This window comes from Micromonospora sp. NPDC049107 (genome assembly GCF_040648595.1).
Lineage (GTDB): Bacteria > Actinomycetota > Actinomycetes > Mycobacteriales > Micromonosporaceae > Micromonospora.
Genome location: NZ_JBEZEC010000005.1, coordinates 18369 through 34105, shown reverse-complemented (window position 1 = coordinate 34105; position 15737 = coordinate 18369). Strand labels below are relative to the sequence as shown.

Genomic DNA, 15737 nt, shown 5'->3' with positions numbered 1-15737 from the left:
CTTTGCAAGAGTCAAGCAGATCTTGCGTAAGGAAACCGCACGGCGGCCGGGGCCACCGCCGTGGAGCCGCGGACGACCAACTCGGGGCGGAACAGGTATTCGGAGTGCGGGGCGCCGTGCCCGTTGATCTCGTCCACCAGGGCCCGGACCGCCGCCACCGCCATCGCGGTGACCGGTTGCCGCACGGTGGTCAGCGGCGGGTCGGTGAAGGCCATCAGCGGCGAGTCGTCGTAGCCGACCACCGAGAGGTCTCCCGGAACGGACAGGCCGCGTTGCCGGGCCGCCCGCACGGCGCCGAGCGCCATGAGGTCGGAGCCGCAGACCAGCCCGGTCACACCACGGTCGAGCAGCCGGCCGGCCGCCGCCTCGCCACCCTCCACACCGAACAGCGTCAGCTCGGCCAGCGGGCCGAGATCCGCCTCGGCGACGCCGGCCAGCCGGGTCATCGCCGCCCGCCAGCCGGCCACCCTGCGCCGCACCGGCACGAACCGGTCCGGGCCGGTGATCAGGCCGATCCGCCGGTGTCCCAGCGCGACGAGGTGGGCCACCGCCAGGTCGGCGGCCTCCCGGTCGTCGCAGGAGACGAAGGGCGCCGCGACGTCGGGGACGTACCCATTGATCATTACGACCGGCAGCGGCCGGGCGATCAGCGCCCGGTAGCGGTCGTGGTTGGCGGCGGTGTCGGCGTGCAGGCCGGAGACGAAGACGATTCCGGAGACCTGCCGGTCCAGCAGCATCTCCACGTACTCGTCCTCGGTCACGCCGCCGGCGGTCTGGGTGCAGAGCACCGGGGTGAACCCACTCTGCGCCAGTGTCGACTCGATGACCTGCGCGAACGCCGGGAAGATCGGATTGTCCAGCTCCGGCACCACCAGGCCGACCAGGCCGGCGCTGCGCTTGCGCAGTCGCGCCGGGCGCTCGTAGCCGAGTACGTCGAGGGCGGTGAGAACGGCCTGCCGGGTCTCCGGTGCCACGCCGGGGCGGTCGTTGAGCACCCGCGACACCGTGGCCTCGCTGACTTCGGCCTGCTGGGCGATGTCGGACAGTCGAGCGCGCATGGCGGCACTGTAGTCCATCGGCAAGTTCTTGCGGGGTGCTCTGCAAGCCCTTCCATTGTCTGCAACGTCTTGCTAACGTCCCCGCAACATACGAGCGCGGCGGGGCAATATCGCTGCGCCAATCAGCAAGAACTTTCAGCTTTCCACTGGCGGGGCGTCCTTCCCCCGGCGGACCCGCCATGACGACAGGAGTACCGATGCGCATCCGTACCGCGGGTGTGGTTGCCGTTCTCGGCCTGGCGCTCGCCGCCTCCGGCTGTGGTGGCGACAGCGACGAGCCGGCCACGAAGGAAACCCCCACGGCCGCCGGCGGCAAACTGGTGATCTGGGCCGACGACAAGCGGACCGCGGCGCTCAAGCCGTTCGCCGAGAAGTTCGGCCAGGAGAACGGCGTCACCGTCGAGGTGCAGGCCGTCCCGAACGAGGACCTCCAGAACAACTTCGTCACCGTGTCGAGCCAGGGCGGTGGCCCGGACGTGGTGATCGGCGCGCACGACTGGATCGGCAACCTGGTCCAGAACGGCGCCATCGATCCGGTGCAACTGCCCGCCGAGCAGAAGGCAGCCTTCAGCGAGAGCGCGGTCAAGGCCGTCACGTTCAACGGCCAGCTCTACGGCGTGCCGTACGCCCAGGAGAACCTGGCACTGATCCGCAACACCGACCTGGCCCCCGAGGCCCCGAAGACGATCGAGGACCTGGTCGCCGCCGGCAAGCAGCTCAAGGCGCAGAAGAAGGTCACCGAGACGCTCTGCCTCCAGGTCGGACAGAAGGGCGACGCGTACCACATCTACCCGCTGTACGCCTCTGCCGGCGGCTACCTCTTCGGCACCACCGCGAACGGGGACTACGACCCGAAGGACCTCGGCGTCGGCAAGCCGGAGTCGATCGCCGCGTTCAAGAAGATCGCCGCGCTCGGCGAGAAGGGCGAGGGCGTGCTGAAGCGATCCATCGCCGACACCAACGCGACCGCGACCTTCACCGGCAAGAAGTGCGCCTTCCTGGTCTCCGGGCCGTGGGCCACCGCCGACGTGAAGAAGGCCGGCATCGCGTACGACATCTCCGCCGTACCCGGCTTCGCTGGCGGCAAGGCGGCCGCTCCGTTCATCGGCGTGCAGTCCTTCTACGTGGCGGCCAAGGGCAAGAACAAGGCGCTCGCCCAGGAGTTCGTCGTCAACCACGTCGCGAAGCAGGAACTGGCGGTGGCGCTCTACCAGGCCGACCCGCGTCCGCCGGCGTTGACCGCCGCGCTGGACCAGGTCAAGGGCAGCGACCCGGACCTGGCCAAGTTCATCGAGGCCGGCAGGAACGGCCAGGTGCTCCCGGCCATCCCGGCCATGGCCGCGATCTGGGACCCGTTCGGCAAGGCGGAGGCCGCCGTCATCGGCGGCGCCGATCCGACCAGCACGGTCACCGCGGCCGGCCGGACGATCGCCGGTTCGATCAAGTAATGAGTACGCCGCTGTCCGGCCCGGGGACTGCCCAGCAGGCTCCGGGCCGGGGGCCCGTGGGCACCGGGTCCCCGCGCACGTCCCGTACCGCGCGGAACCACGCGCCGATCACCGCGGCCGGCCTCGCCGCGAAGGTGATCCTGCTCGGCCTGGTGGCCGGGATCGCGATCTGGGCGGCGTTCCCGCTCGTGGAGGCCGGACAGTGGATCGGGCTGGCGGTGCTGGCGCTGACCACCGCCGCGCTGTTCTACCTGTACGCGGGCCGCCGGCACGTCCCGGCGAAGTACCTCGTCCCGGGCACGCTCCTTTTGATCGCCTTCCAGATCGTGCCGGTCCTCTACACCGCGAGCACGGCCTTCACCAACTTCGGCGACGGCCACCGGGGCAGCAAGGAGGACGCGATCGTCGCGATCCAGAGCAGTTCGGTGCGGCAGGTCGCGGGCTCCGCCCAGTACCCGATGTCCGTCGCCACGAAGGGCGACCCCGCCACCGGCGCCCTGGTCTTCCTGGTCACCGACCCGGCGACCGACACCGTCTCCGTCGGCGACAGCGGCGGTCTGCGTCCGCTCGACCCCGGCAGGGTCACCGTCGCCCCCGGTGGGAAGGTCACCGCCGCCGACGGCTACACGGTGCTGAACGTCGGTCAGGCCAGCGCGCGCAGCAGGGACATCACCGACCTGGTGGTGCCGACCGCCGGCGGCGCGCTGCGCTCGTCCGGCCTGTCCCGGGCGTACGAGGGCAGGGCCGTGCGGGCGTACGACGCGGGCTGCGACTGCGTCCGGGACAGTGACAGCGGCAGGACCTGGACTGCGGACGGCGGAGCCGGCGCGTTCGTCGCCGCCGACGGCGAGCGGCTGGCCCAGGGGTGGAAGGTGAACGTCGGGCTGTCCAACTTCACCCGGATACTCACCGACGAGCGGATCTCCGGGCCGTTCCTCGGCACGCTGGTCTGGAACTTCGCCTTCGCGATCGGCTCCACCGGCGGCACGTTCGTCCTCGGTCTGCTGATCGCGCTCGCGCTGCACTCGCCCCGGATGCGGGGCACCAACCTCTACCGGATGTTGCTGATCCTGCCGTACGCCATGCCGTCGTTCGCGATGCTGCTGGTCTGGCGGGACATGTTCAACACCGACTTCGGGCTGATCAACAACCTGTTCGGGCTCGGCGTCGACTGGTTCGGCCAGGACTGGACGGCCCGCGCCGCGGTGATCCTGGTGCAGCTCTGGCTCGGCTACCCGTACATGTTCCTGGTGGCCACCGGCGCGCTCCAGGCCATCCCCCGGGAGTTGACCGAGGCCACCTCGGTCGACGGGGCCTCACCCTGGCAGTCCTTCCGTGCGGTCACGCTGCCGCTGCTGCTGGTCGCGCTCTCGCCGCTGCTGATCTCGTCGTTCGCGTTCAACTTCAACAACTTCAACGCGATCTACCTGACCACCGAGGGTGCGCCGTTCCCGGCGGACAACCCCGGCAACGGCGCCACCGACCTGCTGATCACCTACACGTATCGGCTGGCGTTCGGTGGGCAGGCGGCACAGTTCGGCTTCGCCGCGGCGATCTCGCTGTTCATCTTCGCCATCGTCGCCGTGGTGTCGGCCATCAGCTTCCGGCGGACCCGTCAACAGGAGGAGGTGTACGCGTGACCACGCTCATCAACCCGAGCCGCCCGACAACGCTCGACCGCCGGGTCCGAGGGCGGCGGAGCCGTTGGTTCGCCCAGGTCGGTTGGCGGCACCTGGTCGGACTGCTCGGCGTGCTGTTCAGCCTCTTCCCGCTCGTGTTCGTCGTCTCGGCGGCGCTCAACCCGCTCGGCACCCTCTCGTCCACCGAGTTGGTGCCGACCGGCGGGGTGTCGTTCGAGAACTTCGGGGACCTGTTCGCGCGTACCGCGTTCGCCCACTGGTTCCTGAATTCGCTGCTCATCGCCGGCGGCGCCTCGTTCGCCTCGGTGTTCCTCTCGGCGCTCGCGGCGTACGCCTTCTCCCGGATGCGCTTTGCGGGTCGACGGGTGGGGCTGCTGTCGTTGCTGTTGATCCAGATGTTTCCGCAGTTCCTGGCGATCGTGGCGATCTTCCTGATCTTCGGCATGATCACCGACCTGTGGCCGGCCGTCGGCTTCAACACCCCGTGGGGCCTGCTGCTGCTCTACCTGGGTGGTGCGCTGGGCGTGAACACCTGGCTGATGAAGGGCTTCTTCGACACCCTGCCCCGCGAGCTGGACGAGTCCGCCACCGTGGACGGCGCCTCGCACGCGCAGGTCTTCTTCCGGATCATGCTGCCGTTGGTGGCGCCGATCCTCGCGGTGACCGGGCTGCTCGCCTTCATCAACACCATCAACGAGTTCCTGATGGCGAGCGTCTTCCTCACCGACACGGACGCCAAGACCCTCGCGGTCGGCATGCGGGGCATGTTGCAGGGCGCCGAGCGGAACACCAACTTCGGCATCTTCGCGGCCGGCACCCTGCTCACCGCGATCCCGACCGTGCTGGTCTTCCAGTTCCTCCAGCGCTTCATCGTCTCCGGCCTCACCTCCGGAGCGGTCAAGGGATGAGCCCCTCGACGCGCCGGCCGGCCGGCCCCACTACTACAAAGTGTCGTTGATAGGGGAGGATGGGCGGCGTGGAAGCACTGCGACTCATCCTCCTCTATGTCCATCTCATCGGCTTCGCCCTGCTGCTCGGCGGTTCGATCGCCCAGTACGTCAGCGGGAAGCTGCGGATCAACCCCGCCATGCTCTGGGGCGCCGTGATCCAGTTGCTGACCGGCCTCGGGCTCTCCGCGCCCCTGCGCGGTGGCGGTGACGACGAGCCGAACCCGGCGAAACTTGTGACGAAGTTGGTGATCGCGCTGCTGATCTTCGTCATGGTCTTCTTCTCCCGTAAGCGGGACGTGGTCAACCGTGGCCACTTCCTCGCGATCGTCGGCCTGACCCTGGTGAACGCGGCGGTGGCGGTCTTTTGGCGGTAGCGTCCGAGGGGGGAACCGCACCCCGGAAACCGGACTTCCGCGACACCTGGGGGCTCGGTTAGCAGCACGAAGAGTGATCTGCCCCACGCAAGGGTTACACCCGGGTAACAGGCACTCAACAGTCGTGCACGATTGTCGGCCGGTGGGTGGGCGCGGGCGTACGCTCCCGTCCGTAACGTGGGACAGCCGGCGGCACACCCGCAGGTCGGCTGATGGGCTGCCACCGCACTAGGCGCGGTGTGCAATGGGAAGGAGACGTCTTGCGCTCGGTGCGTGGGATGCGGATCGCCTCGATCCTCGCGGCAGGTGGGCTCGTGCTCAGCGCCGCCGCGTGTGGCGAGGCTCCGGATGATGACAAGAACGCCGGCAGTGGCGCCAAGAAGTTCAGCGCCTGCATGGTGACCGACGTCGGCGGCATCGACGACAAGTCGTTCAACACCTCGGCCTGGAAGGGCCTGCAGGAGGCCAAGGCCGCCAACGACAACATCGACATCAAGTACGTCGCGTCGAAGGCCGAGGCCGACTACGAGCCCAACCTGACGCAGTACGTCAACCAGAAGTGCGACTTCATCCTGGCCGTCGGTGGCCTGATGGCCAACGCCACCTCCAAGATCGCCAAGGCGAACCCGAACCAGCAGTTCGGCATCGTCGACGCCCAGCCGGGTGACGCCAACATCTACCCGATGCAGTTCGACACCGCCCAGGCCGCGTTCCAGGCCGGTTACCTCGCCGCCGGGATGAGCAAGTCCGGCAAGGTGGGCACCTACGGCGGTCTGCCGATCCCGCCGGTGACGATCTTCATGGACGGCTTCGTCGACGGCGTGGCGTACTACAACACCACCAAGAAGAAGAACGTCCAGGCGCTGGGCTGGAACAAGGAGACCCAGAAGGGCTCCTTCACCAACGACTTCGCCAAGCAGGACGAGGGCAAGAAGGTCTCCGACGCGCTGGTCGCCCAGGGCGCGGACATCATCATGCCGGTCGCCGGCGGCTCCGGCCTCGGCACCACCGCGGCGGCCAAGGCCTCCGGCGGCAAGTACAACACCATCTGGGTGGACGTCGACGGCTGCGAGAGCACCCCGGACTGCGGCGCGATCATCACCACCGTGGTGAAGAACATCCCGGAGGCCGTCAAGGAGGCTGTGGTCAAGGCCGCCGGTGGCGAGAAGCTGCAGGCCAACCCCGGCTTCGTCGGCACCCTGGCCAACACCGGTGTCTCGATCGCCCCGTACCACGACTTCGACAGCAAGGTTCCGGCCGAGCTGAAGTCCGAGGTCGACAAGATCAAGGCGGACATCGCCGCCGGCACCATCACCGTCACCTCGAAGGCCCAGCCGACCAAGTGACGTCCGGCCGACCTCTCCGGTGAGATCATCGGAGAGGTCGGTGGGCACAGGTACGACCGATCGGCCGCTTCGGCCCCGCGGTGACCGTGGGGGTCGGAGCGGCCGATCGCGCACCGCGTCGGCCAGGCGTTCCGGCCCGTTCGACGGCAGCTAGGCTGCACCATCGCTCGCACTCCAGGAGGTTGCGCTGAGACTCGAACTGCGCGGCATCACCAAGCGGTTCGGTGATCTGGTCGCCAACGACCACATCGATCTGACGGTGGAGCCTGGAGAGATTCACGCCCTGCTCGGCGAGAACGGCGCGGGCAAGTCGACCCTGATGAACGTGCTCTACGGGCTCTACCAGCCCGACGAGGGCGAGATCCTGGTCGACGGCACGCCGCTGCGGCTGAAGGGGCCGTCCGACGCCATCGCGGCCGGGATCGGCATGGTGCACCAGCACTTCATGCTGGTGCCGGTGTTCACCGTCGCCGAGAACATCATGCTCGGTGCGGAGCAGGTCCGGGGCGGTATCGCCGGCTTCCTGGACCGGCGGCGGGCCCGGCGCGAGGTCACGGAGGTGTCCGAGCGCTACAACCTGCGGGTCGACCCCGACGCGGTGATCGAGGACCTGCCGGTCGGCATCCAGCAGCGTGTGGAGATCGTCAAGGCCCTCACCCGCGACGTCGACCTGCTCATCCTGGACGAGCCGACCGCGGTGCTCACCCCGCAGGAGACCGACGAGCTGTTGACGGTCATGCGGTCGCTCAAGGCGGCCGGCAAGTCGATCGTCTTCATCACCCACAAGCTGGGCGAGGTCAAGGCGATCGCCGACCGGATCACGGTGATCCGACGCGGGAAGACGGTCGGCGCGGCCTCCCCGGAGACCAGCCGCGACGAGCTGGCCGCGCTGATGGTGGGCCGCAGCGTGCGCCTCACGGTCGACAAGTCGCCGGCCACGCCGGGCGAGCCGGTGCTGGAGGTGGCCGGGCTGGTCGTCGACGACGACCGGCAGATCCGGGCGGTCGACGGCGTGGACCTGACCGTACGGGCGGGCGAGGTGCTCGGCGTGGCGGGCGTGCAGGGCAACGGCCAGACGGAGCTGATTGAGGCGATCATGGGTCTGCGCCCGGTGCTCGCCGGCACGGTCAGCCTGGGCGGTGACCGGATCGACGGCTGGACGCCCAAGCGGGTGCTCCGGGCCGGCGTCGGCTACGTACCCGAGGACCGCAGCGTGGACGGCCTGGTCAAGGAGTTCAGCGTCGCCGAGAACCTGGTGCTGGACATCTACGACCGGCCACCCTTCGGCAGCGGGCTCGCCCTGAAGCCCGACGCCATCGCGTCGTCGGCCCGGGAGCGGATCGAGCAGTTCGACGTCCGTACCTCATCGGCGGACGCGGCGGTGGGCACCCTCTCCGGTGGCAACCAGCAGAAGGTGATCGTGGCACGGGAGCTGTCCCGGCCGCTGAAGCTCTTCATCGCCGCCCAACCCACCCGTGGCGTGGACGTCGGGTCGATCGAGTTCATCCACAGCCAGATCATCCACGAGCGGGACATCGGCACCGCCGTCATGGTGGTGTCCAGCGAGCTGGACGAGGTGGTCGGGCTGGCCGACCGGATCGCGGTGATGTACCGGGGACGGATCATCGGCATCGTCGGCCCGGAGACCCCGCGTGAGGAGATCGGTCTGTTGATGGCCGGCATCCACCCGGACGCGGCGGGCGCGGGCACGCCGGCCGAGCCCGACGCGACCACCGCCGGCACCGCAGCCCAGCCCGGCACGGCTACCGCTGGTGGCGCGGCCGACGGGGGTCCGGCGCGCGCCGACGGCCCCGCGAGCGAGGACGAGGCATGACCAACCCCAATCCGCAGTCGGGCTCTCCGGACAAGGAGCCGGCGAGCGAGGCGCAGGCGGCGCAGAACGCCCTCGGCAACACCGAGCGGGCCGGCACGACCACGACGGAGAAGACGCCGGAGCCGAAGCCGTCCCTGGGCCGGCTCTTCCTGGACAACCTCTGGGCGGCCAACACCTTCACGGTGACCCTGTTGTCGCTGGTGCTGGCGATCGTCGTCGGCGCGGTGTTGATGGTCGTCTCCGACCCGGACGTGCTGCACACCTACACCTACATCACCGCCCGCCCCTCGGACGCGTTCAGTTCGAGCTGGACGCTGGTGAGCGAGGCGTACGCCAACCTGTTCAAGGGCTCGATCTTCGACCCCGAGGCGTTCTCCGGCTGGGTGAACGGCAGCAACGGCTGGCAGGCGGTGCTCGCGCCGATCTCCGAGACGCTGACGTACGCCGCGCCGCTGGTCTTCACCGGCCTGGCGGTGGCGCTGGCCTTCCGTGGCGGCCTGTTCAACATCGGCGCGCAGGGTCAGGCGACCGTCGGCGTCATCCTGGCCGCACTGGCCGGCTTCCTGCTGCCGCTGCCGCCCGGCCTGCACCTGCTGGTGGCGGTGCTCGCCGGCGCGCTGGGCGGGGCGATCTGGGGCTTCATCCCGGGCATCCTCAAGGCCCGCGCGGGCGCCCACGAGGTGATCAACACGATCATGCTCAACTACGTCGCCACGTACTTCCTGACCTGGCTCATCGTGCAGAACGGCGTGCAGGATCCGACCCGGACCGACGCGATCAGCAAGGCGGTGGACACCTCCGCCCAGCTGCCCCGTCTGCTCGGTGACAACCTGCGGGTGCACGCCGGCATCCTGCTCGCCGTGCTGGCCACCTGGGCGGTCGCCTGGCTGCTGAACCGGTCCACCCTCGGCTTCGAGTTGCGGGCGGTCGGCGCCAACCCGGACGCCGCGCGGACCGCCGGCATCAGCGTGACCCGGACGTACATCTTGATCATGGTTTTCTCCGGGATCCTGGCCGGTCTTGGCGGCTCGAACATGGTGCTCGGCTCGACGGCCAGCGCGTTGACGCCGCTGGTGGTGGCGCAGATCGGCTTCGACGGCATCCTGGTGGCGCTGCTCGGCCGGGTGAAGCCGTGGGGAGTGCTGCTCGCCGCGCTGCTGTTCGGTGCGCTCCAGGCCGGCGGTAACCGGATGCAGTCGTACTCCGGCATCTCGCTGGAGCTGGTGACCGTGCTTCAGGCGCTGATCGTCATCTTCATCGCCGCACCCGCCCTGGTGAAGGCGATCTTCCAGCTCCGGGCCGCACGGGCCGCCCGGTTGCAGACGAGCCTGGCGAAGGGCTGGTAACGCATGTCCACCATGGCTGTCCCCGACGTCGCGGTCGGCGTCGACGAGGGTTTCTGGACCCGGACCCGCAAGGTCGGCCTCACGCTGACGGCACTCGGCCTGCTGGCGGCGGTGCTGTTCGGTGCGCTCGCCACCGACCAGCAGGCCCGGTTCACGCTCAGCGACGACGCGGCCGGCGCCGCCTTGGAGATCAACGGCACGATCGGCGCGATCCTGTTCGGGATCATCGCGATCGCCGCCGGCGCGGCCCTGCTCGCCGGGGTGCCGAAGCGCTGGTTCCTGCCGGTGCTCGGCGTCGGGCTGGTCGCCTTCGTGCTCTCCTTCCTCTGCTGGCAGGTCTCCGCCGCGCCGACCGGGCAGAACTTCATGCCGCTGGTCAACATCATCCGGGGCACGTTCATCCTGGCCCTGCCGCTGATCTTCGGCGCGCTCGCCGGTGTGCTCTGCGAGCGGTCCGGCGTGGTCAACGTGGCCATCGAGGGGCAGTTGCTGATGGGCGCGTTCAGCGGCGCCCTGTTCGGCAGCCTCTCCGGCAACGTCTGGGTGGGCCTGGTCGCCGCCGCCATCGGTGGCGCGTTCATCTCGCTGCTGCTGGCCGTCTTCGCCATCCGCTACCTGGTGGACCAGGTCGTCATGGGCATCGTGCTGAACCTGCTCGCGGTCGGCGTCACCGGCTTCCTCTACGAGCGGCTGATGCAGACCGACGCGGAGAAGTACAACAGCGCGCCGCGCTTCAGCAACTGGGAGATCCCCCTGCTCAAGGACATCCCGGTGCTCGGGCCGGCGCTGTTCCGCGGCAACATCTTCCTCTACGTCGGCCTGCTCCTGGTGCTGGTGATCCACATCGGGCTGTTCCGGACCCGGTGGGGGCTGCGGACCCGATCGGTGGGCGAGCACCCGATCGCCGCCGACACGCTCGGGGTCAGGGTGCTGCGGGTGCGCTACCGCAACGTGCTGCTGGCCGGTGTGGTCGCCGGTATCGGCGGCGCGTCGTACACGCTGGCGCTCTACTCGTTCACCAAGAACATGATCGGCGGCAAGGGCTTCATCGCGTTGGCCGCGCTCATCTTCGGCCGGTGGAACCCGACCGGGGCGCTGCTCGCCGCGCTCTTCTTCGGCTTCGCCGACCAGCTCGCCACCTACCTGAGCGCGATCAACAGCTCGATCCCCAGCCAGTTCCTGGCCATGCTGCCCTATCTGGCGACCATCCTGGCGGTCGCCGGCCTGGTCGGTCGGGTCCGGGCGCCCGCCGCCGACGGCAAGCCGTACATCAAGGGCTGACACCCACCCTCGTTGTGTTGATCAAGAGGTTTGCGTCAGGAACATCGCCGTTCCTGACGCAAACCTCTTGATCACCGCTGCAGGGGTTGGGGGTTTTTCCGGAGAATGGTGCTATGAGCGACATTGACTGGGCGCGGTTGCGCGCTGCCGCCGTTGAGGCGATGCGGCACGCGTACGCCCCGTACTCGACCTTTCCCGTCGGCGCGGCCGCGCTGGTCGACGACGGTCGTGTGGTGGTCGGATGCAACGTGGAGAACGCCGCGTACGGGGTGACGCTCTGCGCCGAGTGCGGAGTGGTGTCCAGCCTGCACGCCACCGGTGGCGGTCGGCTCGTCGCGCTCTCCTGCGTCGACGCCACCGGCGAGCCGCTGATGCCGTGCGGCCGGTGCCGGCAACTCCTCTGGGAGAACGGCGGCCCGGAGTGCCTGATCGAGACGAAGACCCGCCCGCTGCGGATGGCCGAGCTGCTGCCGCACGCCTTCGGCGTCCAGGACCTGGAGGCGGTCACCGGTGAGACGCCGGTGCCGGTCGTCCCGGAGCGGCTGGCCGCCTGGCGCGGTCGCGGCACCGTCTTCGTGCACCCGGACATGTCCGCCGGGCAGCAGGTCTGGACGGCGTACTGGGAGCGGTCGGCCGGGGACGACGCGGGCGCCGAGACCGGTGTGCTGGAGGAGGCGCCGAGCTGGGACGATCCCGCCGAGGCGATCACCTGGGGAATGGCCCGGACGCCCCGGGTCGTCGTGGTGGACGAGACCGGCACGATCTTCTGGGCCGGCGAGGGGGAGCCGCCTCTGGAGATCCCGGTTCGTTGGGGCTGAGCTTTGGGGATTGGGCCGACCGTGCCCGGCTCCGGGCGGTCAGGCTTGATCCCTCCGCCGGGCACGTCGGCCCAATCCCTGACCTGCTAACGGAACGCGGCCGGTTCCCCAGAGAACTAGGAAGATCTTCTGATGAGTTTTGCTGCTGTTGATGTTATTCGGGTCAAGCGGGACGGGGGTGTGCTGTCGGACGCGCAGATCGACTGGGTGATGGACGCCTACACCCGCGGGATCGTCGCCGACGAGCAGATGTCGGCGCTGGCCATGGCCATCCTGCTCAACGGCATGACCGGCCCGGAGATCGCCCGGTGGACCGCCGCGATGATCGCCAGCGGTGAGCGGCTCGACCTCTCGGCCGTCCGGCGTCCCACCGTCGACAAGCACTCGACCGGCGGCGTCGGCGACAAGATCACCCTGCCGCTCACCCCGTTGGTGGCCGCCTGCGGAGCGGCCGTTCCGCAGCTCAGCGGGCGCGGCCTCGGGCACACCGGCGGAACGCTGGACAAGCTGGAGTCCATTCCGGGCTGGCGGGCCGCGCTGACCAACGACGAGTTCATCAGCCAGCTCGGCGAGGTCGGCGCGGTGATCTGCGCGGCGGGCGCGGGGCTGGCTCCCGCCGACCGCAAGCTGTACGCGCTGCGCGACGTGACCGGCACCGTCGAGGCGATCCCGCTGATCGCCAGCTCGATCATGAGCAAGAAGATCGCCGAGGGCACCGGCGCGCTGGTCCTCGACGTCAAGGTCGGCTCGGGCGCCTTCATGAAGTCCGTCGACCAGGCGCGCGAGCTGGCCCGCACGATGGTGGAGCTGGGTGGCGCGCACGGCGTCCGGACGGTCGCTCTGCTCACCGACATGTCGACCCCGCTCGGCCTGGCCATCGGCAACGCGGTCGAGGTGACCGAGTCGGTCGAGGTGCTGGCCGGGGGCGGCCCCGCCGACGTGGTGGAGCTGACCCTCGCGCTGGCCCGGGAGATGCTCGACGCCGCCGGCCTGCCGGACGCCGACCCGGAGGCCGCCCTGCGCGACGGGCGGGCGATGGACTCCTGGCGGGCGATGCTCCGGGCGCAGGGCGGCGACCCGGACGCGCCCATGCCGGCCGCCCCCGAGGTCGAGGTGGTCCGGGCCGACCGGGACGGATACGTGGCGGCCGTCGACGCGTACGCCATGGGGGTTGCGGCCTGGCGGCTCGGCGCGGGCCGGGCCCGCAAGGAGGATCCGGTCAGCGTGCCGGCCGGTGTGGTGTTGCACCGGCGGCCGGGCGACGCGGTGCGGGCCGGCGACCCTCTCTACGAGCTGCGCGCGGAGGATTCGACCCGAATTCCGGCGGCTCTGGCGGAGGCAAGTCGCGCGGTGCACATTGCGCCGACCGCGCCGAGCGCGGCACCGCTGGTCATCGAGCGGATCGGCTGACCGGGCCGGGGTCGGGCCGGCGTGGTGCCAGTCACCTGGGAGCGCTATTGTCGCAGGCCAAAGGCGTCGCGTGCAGACAGGAAGTTGCCCCGTGACCGTACCTGCCCCCGACCCGCGCGAGGTGCGCGAGGCGAGCCTGGACGAGCTGTCCCGGCTCGGTCTGCCGCTGCCACCGGCCCAGTTTCCGCTCGTGTGGGAGCCGGGTGACGCGATCGAGCTGCGTCCCCGGGCCGAGATCGAGGCCCGGATCGCCGTGCTGCACCTCATCCTGGCCCGCTGCTTCGGGATGCCCCCGCAGGCGGCGATGAGCTGGCTGCTCGGCTCGCACCTGGTCGAGATGGTCACCCCACCCGAGTGGCAGTTCGTGATGGGCGGCAAGGGTGACCACCGCTCGTTCGTGCTGCACCACGACGCGCTCTTCGCGCTGGCCTGGGTGCTGGGGCTGAGCAAGCAGCTCGACCCCACCCTGGCGGTGGACGATCGGCTGGTCGAGCGGCTGCCGCACATCGCCGAGGGGGAGACCTTCGGGCGCTGGCAGTCCCGCATCCTCGCCGCGCCGCAGCATCCGGCCGACGCGGCGGCCCTGCTCGACCTGCACTACTGCCTGGACTGGGCGTACCTGGAGACCGAGCGCAACGGTCGCCCCCTGCCGGGCCTGGTCGACGCCAACGCGATCGGGCAGCGGCGCTGGGCGCTGGAGTGGGCGGTGATCCTGCGCGGGCCGTACCACGACGAGCCGCCCGGTTGGGAAGAGGTCGACCTCTCGACCTGAGGTCAGCGGGGCCGGTAGGCGTCCAGCCGGACCGCCACGGACACCCGGGCGGGCTCGGGCAGCGCGGCCAGCCGTTCGGCGAGCGCGGCCGGGTCGGTGTGCCAGGCGCTCGGACCCATCCCGACCAGCGTGGCGATCTCCGGCCGGGTCAGGGTCAGCTCCGCGCGGTGCACGGTCGAGCTGACCGGCGTGAAGTGGCCGCCCAGGGTGGCGGTCACCCGGTCGGCCTTGTCCGGGTCCACCCGGAGCAGGCGTAGGGCGTCCACCAACTCGGTGAGGTGCTCGTCGGCGGGCGTCACCACCAGCAGCGTGCCGGCGCGGTCGAGCACCCGGTGGAACTCCGGGCCGTTCCGCGGGGCGAACACGTTCAGCAGCACCGCCGCCGCACCGTCGGCCAGGGGCAACCGCTGCCAGGTGTCGGCGAGGGCCGCAGCCGCCCGGGGGTGCGCCCGCGCCGCGCGTCGCAGCGCCGGCTTGGCGACGTCCAGGGCCAGACCCACGGCGTCCGGCAGCGCCGCCAGCACCGCGCCGAGGTAGCGGCCCGTGCCCGCGCCGGCGTCCACCACCAGGGGGTACGCGTCAGAGCGCTCGATGCGTACCCCTGCTGTTGGCTCATCGGAAGCGGGCGTGGCGCGAAGCCGCGCGACTGCCTCGGTCGCGGCGGCGGCGAGCGCCGTCGAGATGATGTCGTAGTGGCCAGCGGCCTGGAACTCCGCGCGTGCGGCGACCATCTCGGCGCTGTCGCCGACGTGCGGCGCCCGACCGGTGAGCAGGTTCACGTAGCCCTGACGCGCGACGTCGAAGGTGTGCCGGCGTGGGCAGCGCAGCGCACGGGCGTTGCCGGCGGCGGTCTCGGCCAGCGGTTCGCCGCAGACCGGGCAGCTCAGCCGGTCGAGGATGCGCGGGTCCACGTCAGGCCTCCGGGCCCCGGCGGGGACGAGGCGCGCGGCTCTGCGCGAGGTGGTCGACGACCCGGTGGGTGAACGCGCCGAGCGCCTCGACCTCGGCCGGGGTGAGCAGGTCGAGGAAGTGCTGCCGGACGGCGCTCACGTGGCCGGGGGCGGCGGCCTCGATGGCGTTCCGACCGGCCCGGGTGAGCACGACGATCGCGCCACGGGCGTCGTCCGGGCACTCCTGCCGGGTCACCAGGCCGCGCTGCTGCATCCGGGTCAGGTGGTGCGAGAGTCGACTGCGGGACCAGAGCATCCGGTCGGCAAGTTCGCTGAGACGCAGCCGGCCCTGCGGCGTCTCGGAGAGGTCGGAGAGCACGTCGTAGTCCGGCTCGGACAGGCCGGCGTCCTGGGTCAGCTCCCGGGCCAGTTCCAGGTCGAGCAGGCGACGCATCCGGCGGTAGCCCCGCCAGGCGCGGTCCTGGCGTTCGTCCAGCCACCGGGTCGCTTCCATGCCGCTCAGCCTAACGTCTTGGTTGACATGTCATCGAATCGCCTCCTACGGTCGAT

At 70.4% G+C, this 15737-nt stretch carries 14 protein-coding genes; 11 read left to right on the top strand and 3 right to left on the bottom strand.

Annotated elements, in window-relative coordinates; all coding sequences use genetic code 11:
• Positions 1–11: 11 nt before the first annotated feature.
• Entirely contained in the window at positions 12–1076 is a 1065-nt protein-coding gene (locus AB0B55_RS13835; protein ID WP_357124613.1) for a LacI family DNA-binding transcriptional regulator, read from the bottom strand.
• Positions 1077–1255: 179 nt separating this feature from the next.
• On the opposite strand from AB0B55_RS13835, the gene AB0B55_RS13830 reads away from it, so the two are divergent.
• The 11 genes from AB0B55_RS13830 (at position 1256) to AB0B55_RS13780 (ending at position 14277) form a co-directional block, all read left to right on the top strand.
• Positions 1256–2506: a maltose ABC transporter substrate-binding protein gene (locus AB0B55_RS13830; protein WP_357124617.1), complete on the top strand. Its 1251-nt coding sequence runs from the start codon at positions 1256–1258 to the stop codon at positions 2504–2506.
• Positions 2506–4146: an ABC transporter permease subunit gene (locus AB0B55_RS13825; RefSeq protein WP_357171842.1), complete on the top strand. Its 1641-nt coding sequence runs from the start codon at positions 2506–2508 to the stop codon at positions 4144–4146. Before AB0B55_RS13830 ends, AB0B55_RS13825 begins: the two co-directional genes overlap by 1 nt.
• A gap of 8 nt (positions 4147–4154) precedes the next feature.
• Positions 4155–5054, top strand: a complete 900-nt coding sequence (locus AB0B55_RS13820; RefSeq protein WP_357172025.1) for an ABC transporter permease subunit — start codon at positions 4155–4157, stop codon at positions 5052–5054.
• Between the two features lie 68 nt (positions 5055–5122).
• Positions 5123–5470, top strand: coding sequence for a hypothetical protein (locus AB0B55_RS13815; protein ID WP_355048948.1), 348 nt, complete (start codon positions 5123–5125; stop codon positions 5468–5470).
• Positions 5471–5748: 278 nt separating this feature from the next.
• Positions 5749–6816, top strand: coding sequence for a BMP family ABC transporter substrate-binding protein (locus tag AB0B55_RS13810; RefSeq protein WP_357124713.1), 1068 nt, complete (start codon positions 5749–5751; stop codon positions 6814–6816).
• A gap of 187 nt (positions 6817–7003) precedes the next feature.
• Positions 7004–8650: an ABC transporter ATP-binding protein gene (locus AB0B55_RS13805; protein WP_357172024.1), complete on the top strand. Its 1647-nt coding sequence runs from the start codon at positions 7004–7006 to the stop codon at positions 8648–8650.
• Positions 8647–9996: an ABC transporter permease gene (locus AB0B55_RS13800; RefSeq protein WP_357124626.1), complete on the top strand. Its 1350-nt coding sequence runs from the start codon at positions 8647–8649 to the stop codon at positions 9994–9996. Before AB0B55_RS13805 ends, AB0B55_RS13800 begins: the two co-directional genes overlap by 4 nt.
• 3 nt (positions 9997–9999) lie before the next feature.
• A complete protein-coding gene (locus AB0B55_RS13795) occupies positions 10000–11277 on the top strand; it encodes an ABC transporter permease (RefSeq protein WP_357171841.1) in 1278 nt (425 codons plus the stop codon).
• A 113-nt stretch (positions 11278–11390) separates the two neighbouring features.
• Entirely contained in the window at positions 11391–12095 is a 705-nt protein-coding gene (locus AB0B55_RS13790; RefSeq protein WP_357171840.1) for a cytidine deaminase, read from the top strand.
• Between the two features lie 129 nt (positions 12096–12224).
• A complete protein-coding gene (locus tag AB0B55_RS13785; protein WP_357172023.1) occupies positions 12225–13505 on the top strand; it encodes a thymidine phosphorylase in 1281 nt (426 codons plus the stop codon).
• A gap of 91 nt (positions 13506–13596) precedes the next feature.
• Positions 13597–14277 carry a DUF4272 domain-containing protein gene (locus AB0B55_RS13780; protein WP_357130398.1) on the top strand — a complete coding sequence of 227 codons (681 nt, stop codon included), beginning with the start codon at positions 13597–13599 and terminating at the stop codon, positions 14275–14277.
• Between the two features lie 2 nt (positions 14278–14279).
• On the opposite strand, the gene AB0B55_RS13775 is transcribed toward AB0B55_RS13780, so the two are convergent.
• Together AB0B55_RS13775 and AB0B55_RS13770 are read right to left on the bottom strand one after the other, a co-directional pair.
• Positions 14280–15188, bottom strand: a complete 909-nt coding sequence (locus AB0B55_RS13775) for a putative RNA methyltransferase (RefSeq protein WP_357171839.1) — start codon at positions 15186–15188, stop codon at positions 14280–14282.
• 1 nt (position 15189) lies between these two features.
• On the bottom strand, positions 15190–15681 hold the full coding sequence (locus AB0B55_RS13770; RefSeq protein ID WP_357130392.1) for a MarR family transcriptional regulator: 492 nt from the start codon (positions 15679–15681) through the stop codon (positions 15190–15192).
• Positions 15682–15737: the final 56 nt, after the last annotated feature.

Excerpts from the sequence above, each read along its gene's own strand:
- AB0B55_RS13835 (WP_357124613.1), bottom strand. The coding sequence starts at position 1,076 with ATGGACTACAGTGCCGCCATGCGCGCTCGACTGTCCGACATCGCCCAG.
- AB0B55_RS13830 (WP_357124617.1), top strand. The coding sequence starts at position 1,256 with ATGCGCATCCGTACCGCGGGTGTGGTTGCCGTTCTCGGCCTGGCGCTC.
- AB0B55_RS13825 (WP_357171842.1), top strand. The coding sequence starts at position 2,506 with ATGAGTACGCCGCTGTCCGGCCCGGGGACTGCCCAGCAGGCTCCGGGC.
- AB0B55_RS13810 (WP_357124713.1), top strand. The coding sequence starts at position 5,749 with ATGCGGATCGCCTCGATCCTCGCGGCAGGTGGGCTCGTGCTCAGCGCC.
- AB0B55_RS13800 (WP_357124626.1), top strand. The coding sequence starts at position 8,647 with ATGACCAACCCCAATCCGCAGTCGGGCTCTCCGGACAAGGAGCCGGCG.
- AB0B55_RS13795 (WP_357171841.1), top strand. The coding sequence starts at position 10,000 with ATGTCCACCATGGCTGTCCCCGACGTCGCGGTCGGCGTCGACGAGGGT.
- AB0B55_RS13790 (WP_357171840.1), top strand. The coding sequence starts at position 11,391 with ATGAGCGACATTGACTGGGCGCGGTTGCGCGCTGCCGCCGTTGAGGCG.
- AB0B55_RS13770 (WP_357130392.1), bottom strand. The coding sequence starts at position 15,681 with ATGGAAGCGACCCGGTGGCTGGACGAACGCCAGGACCGCGCCTGGCGG.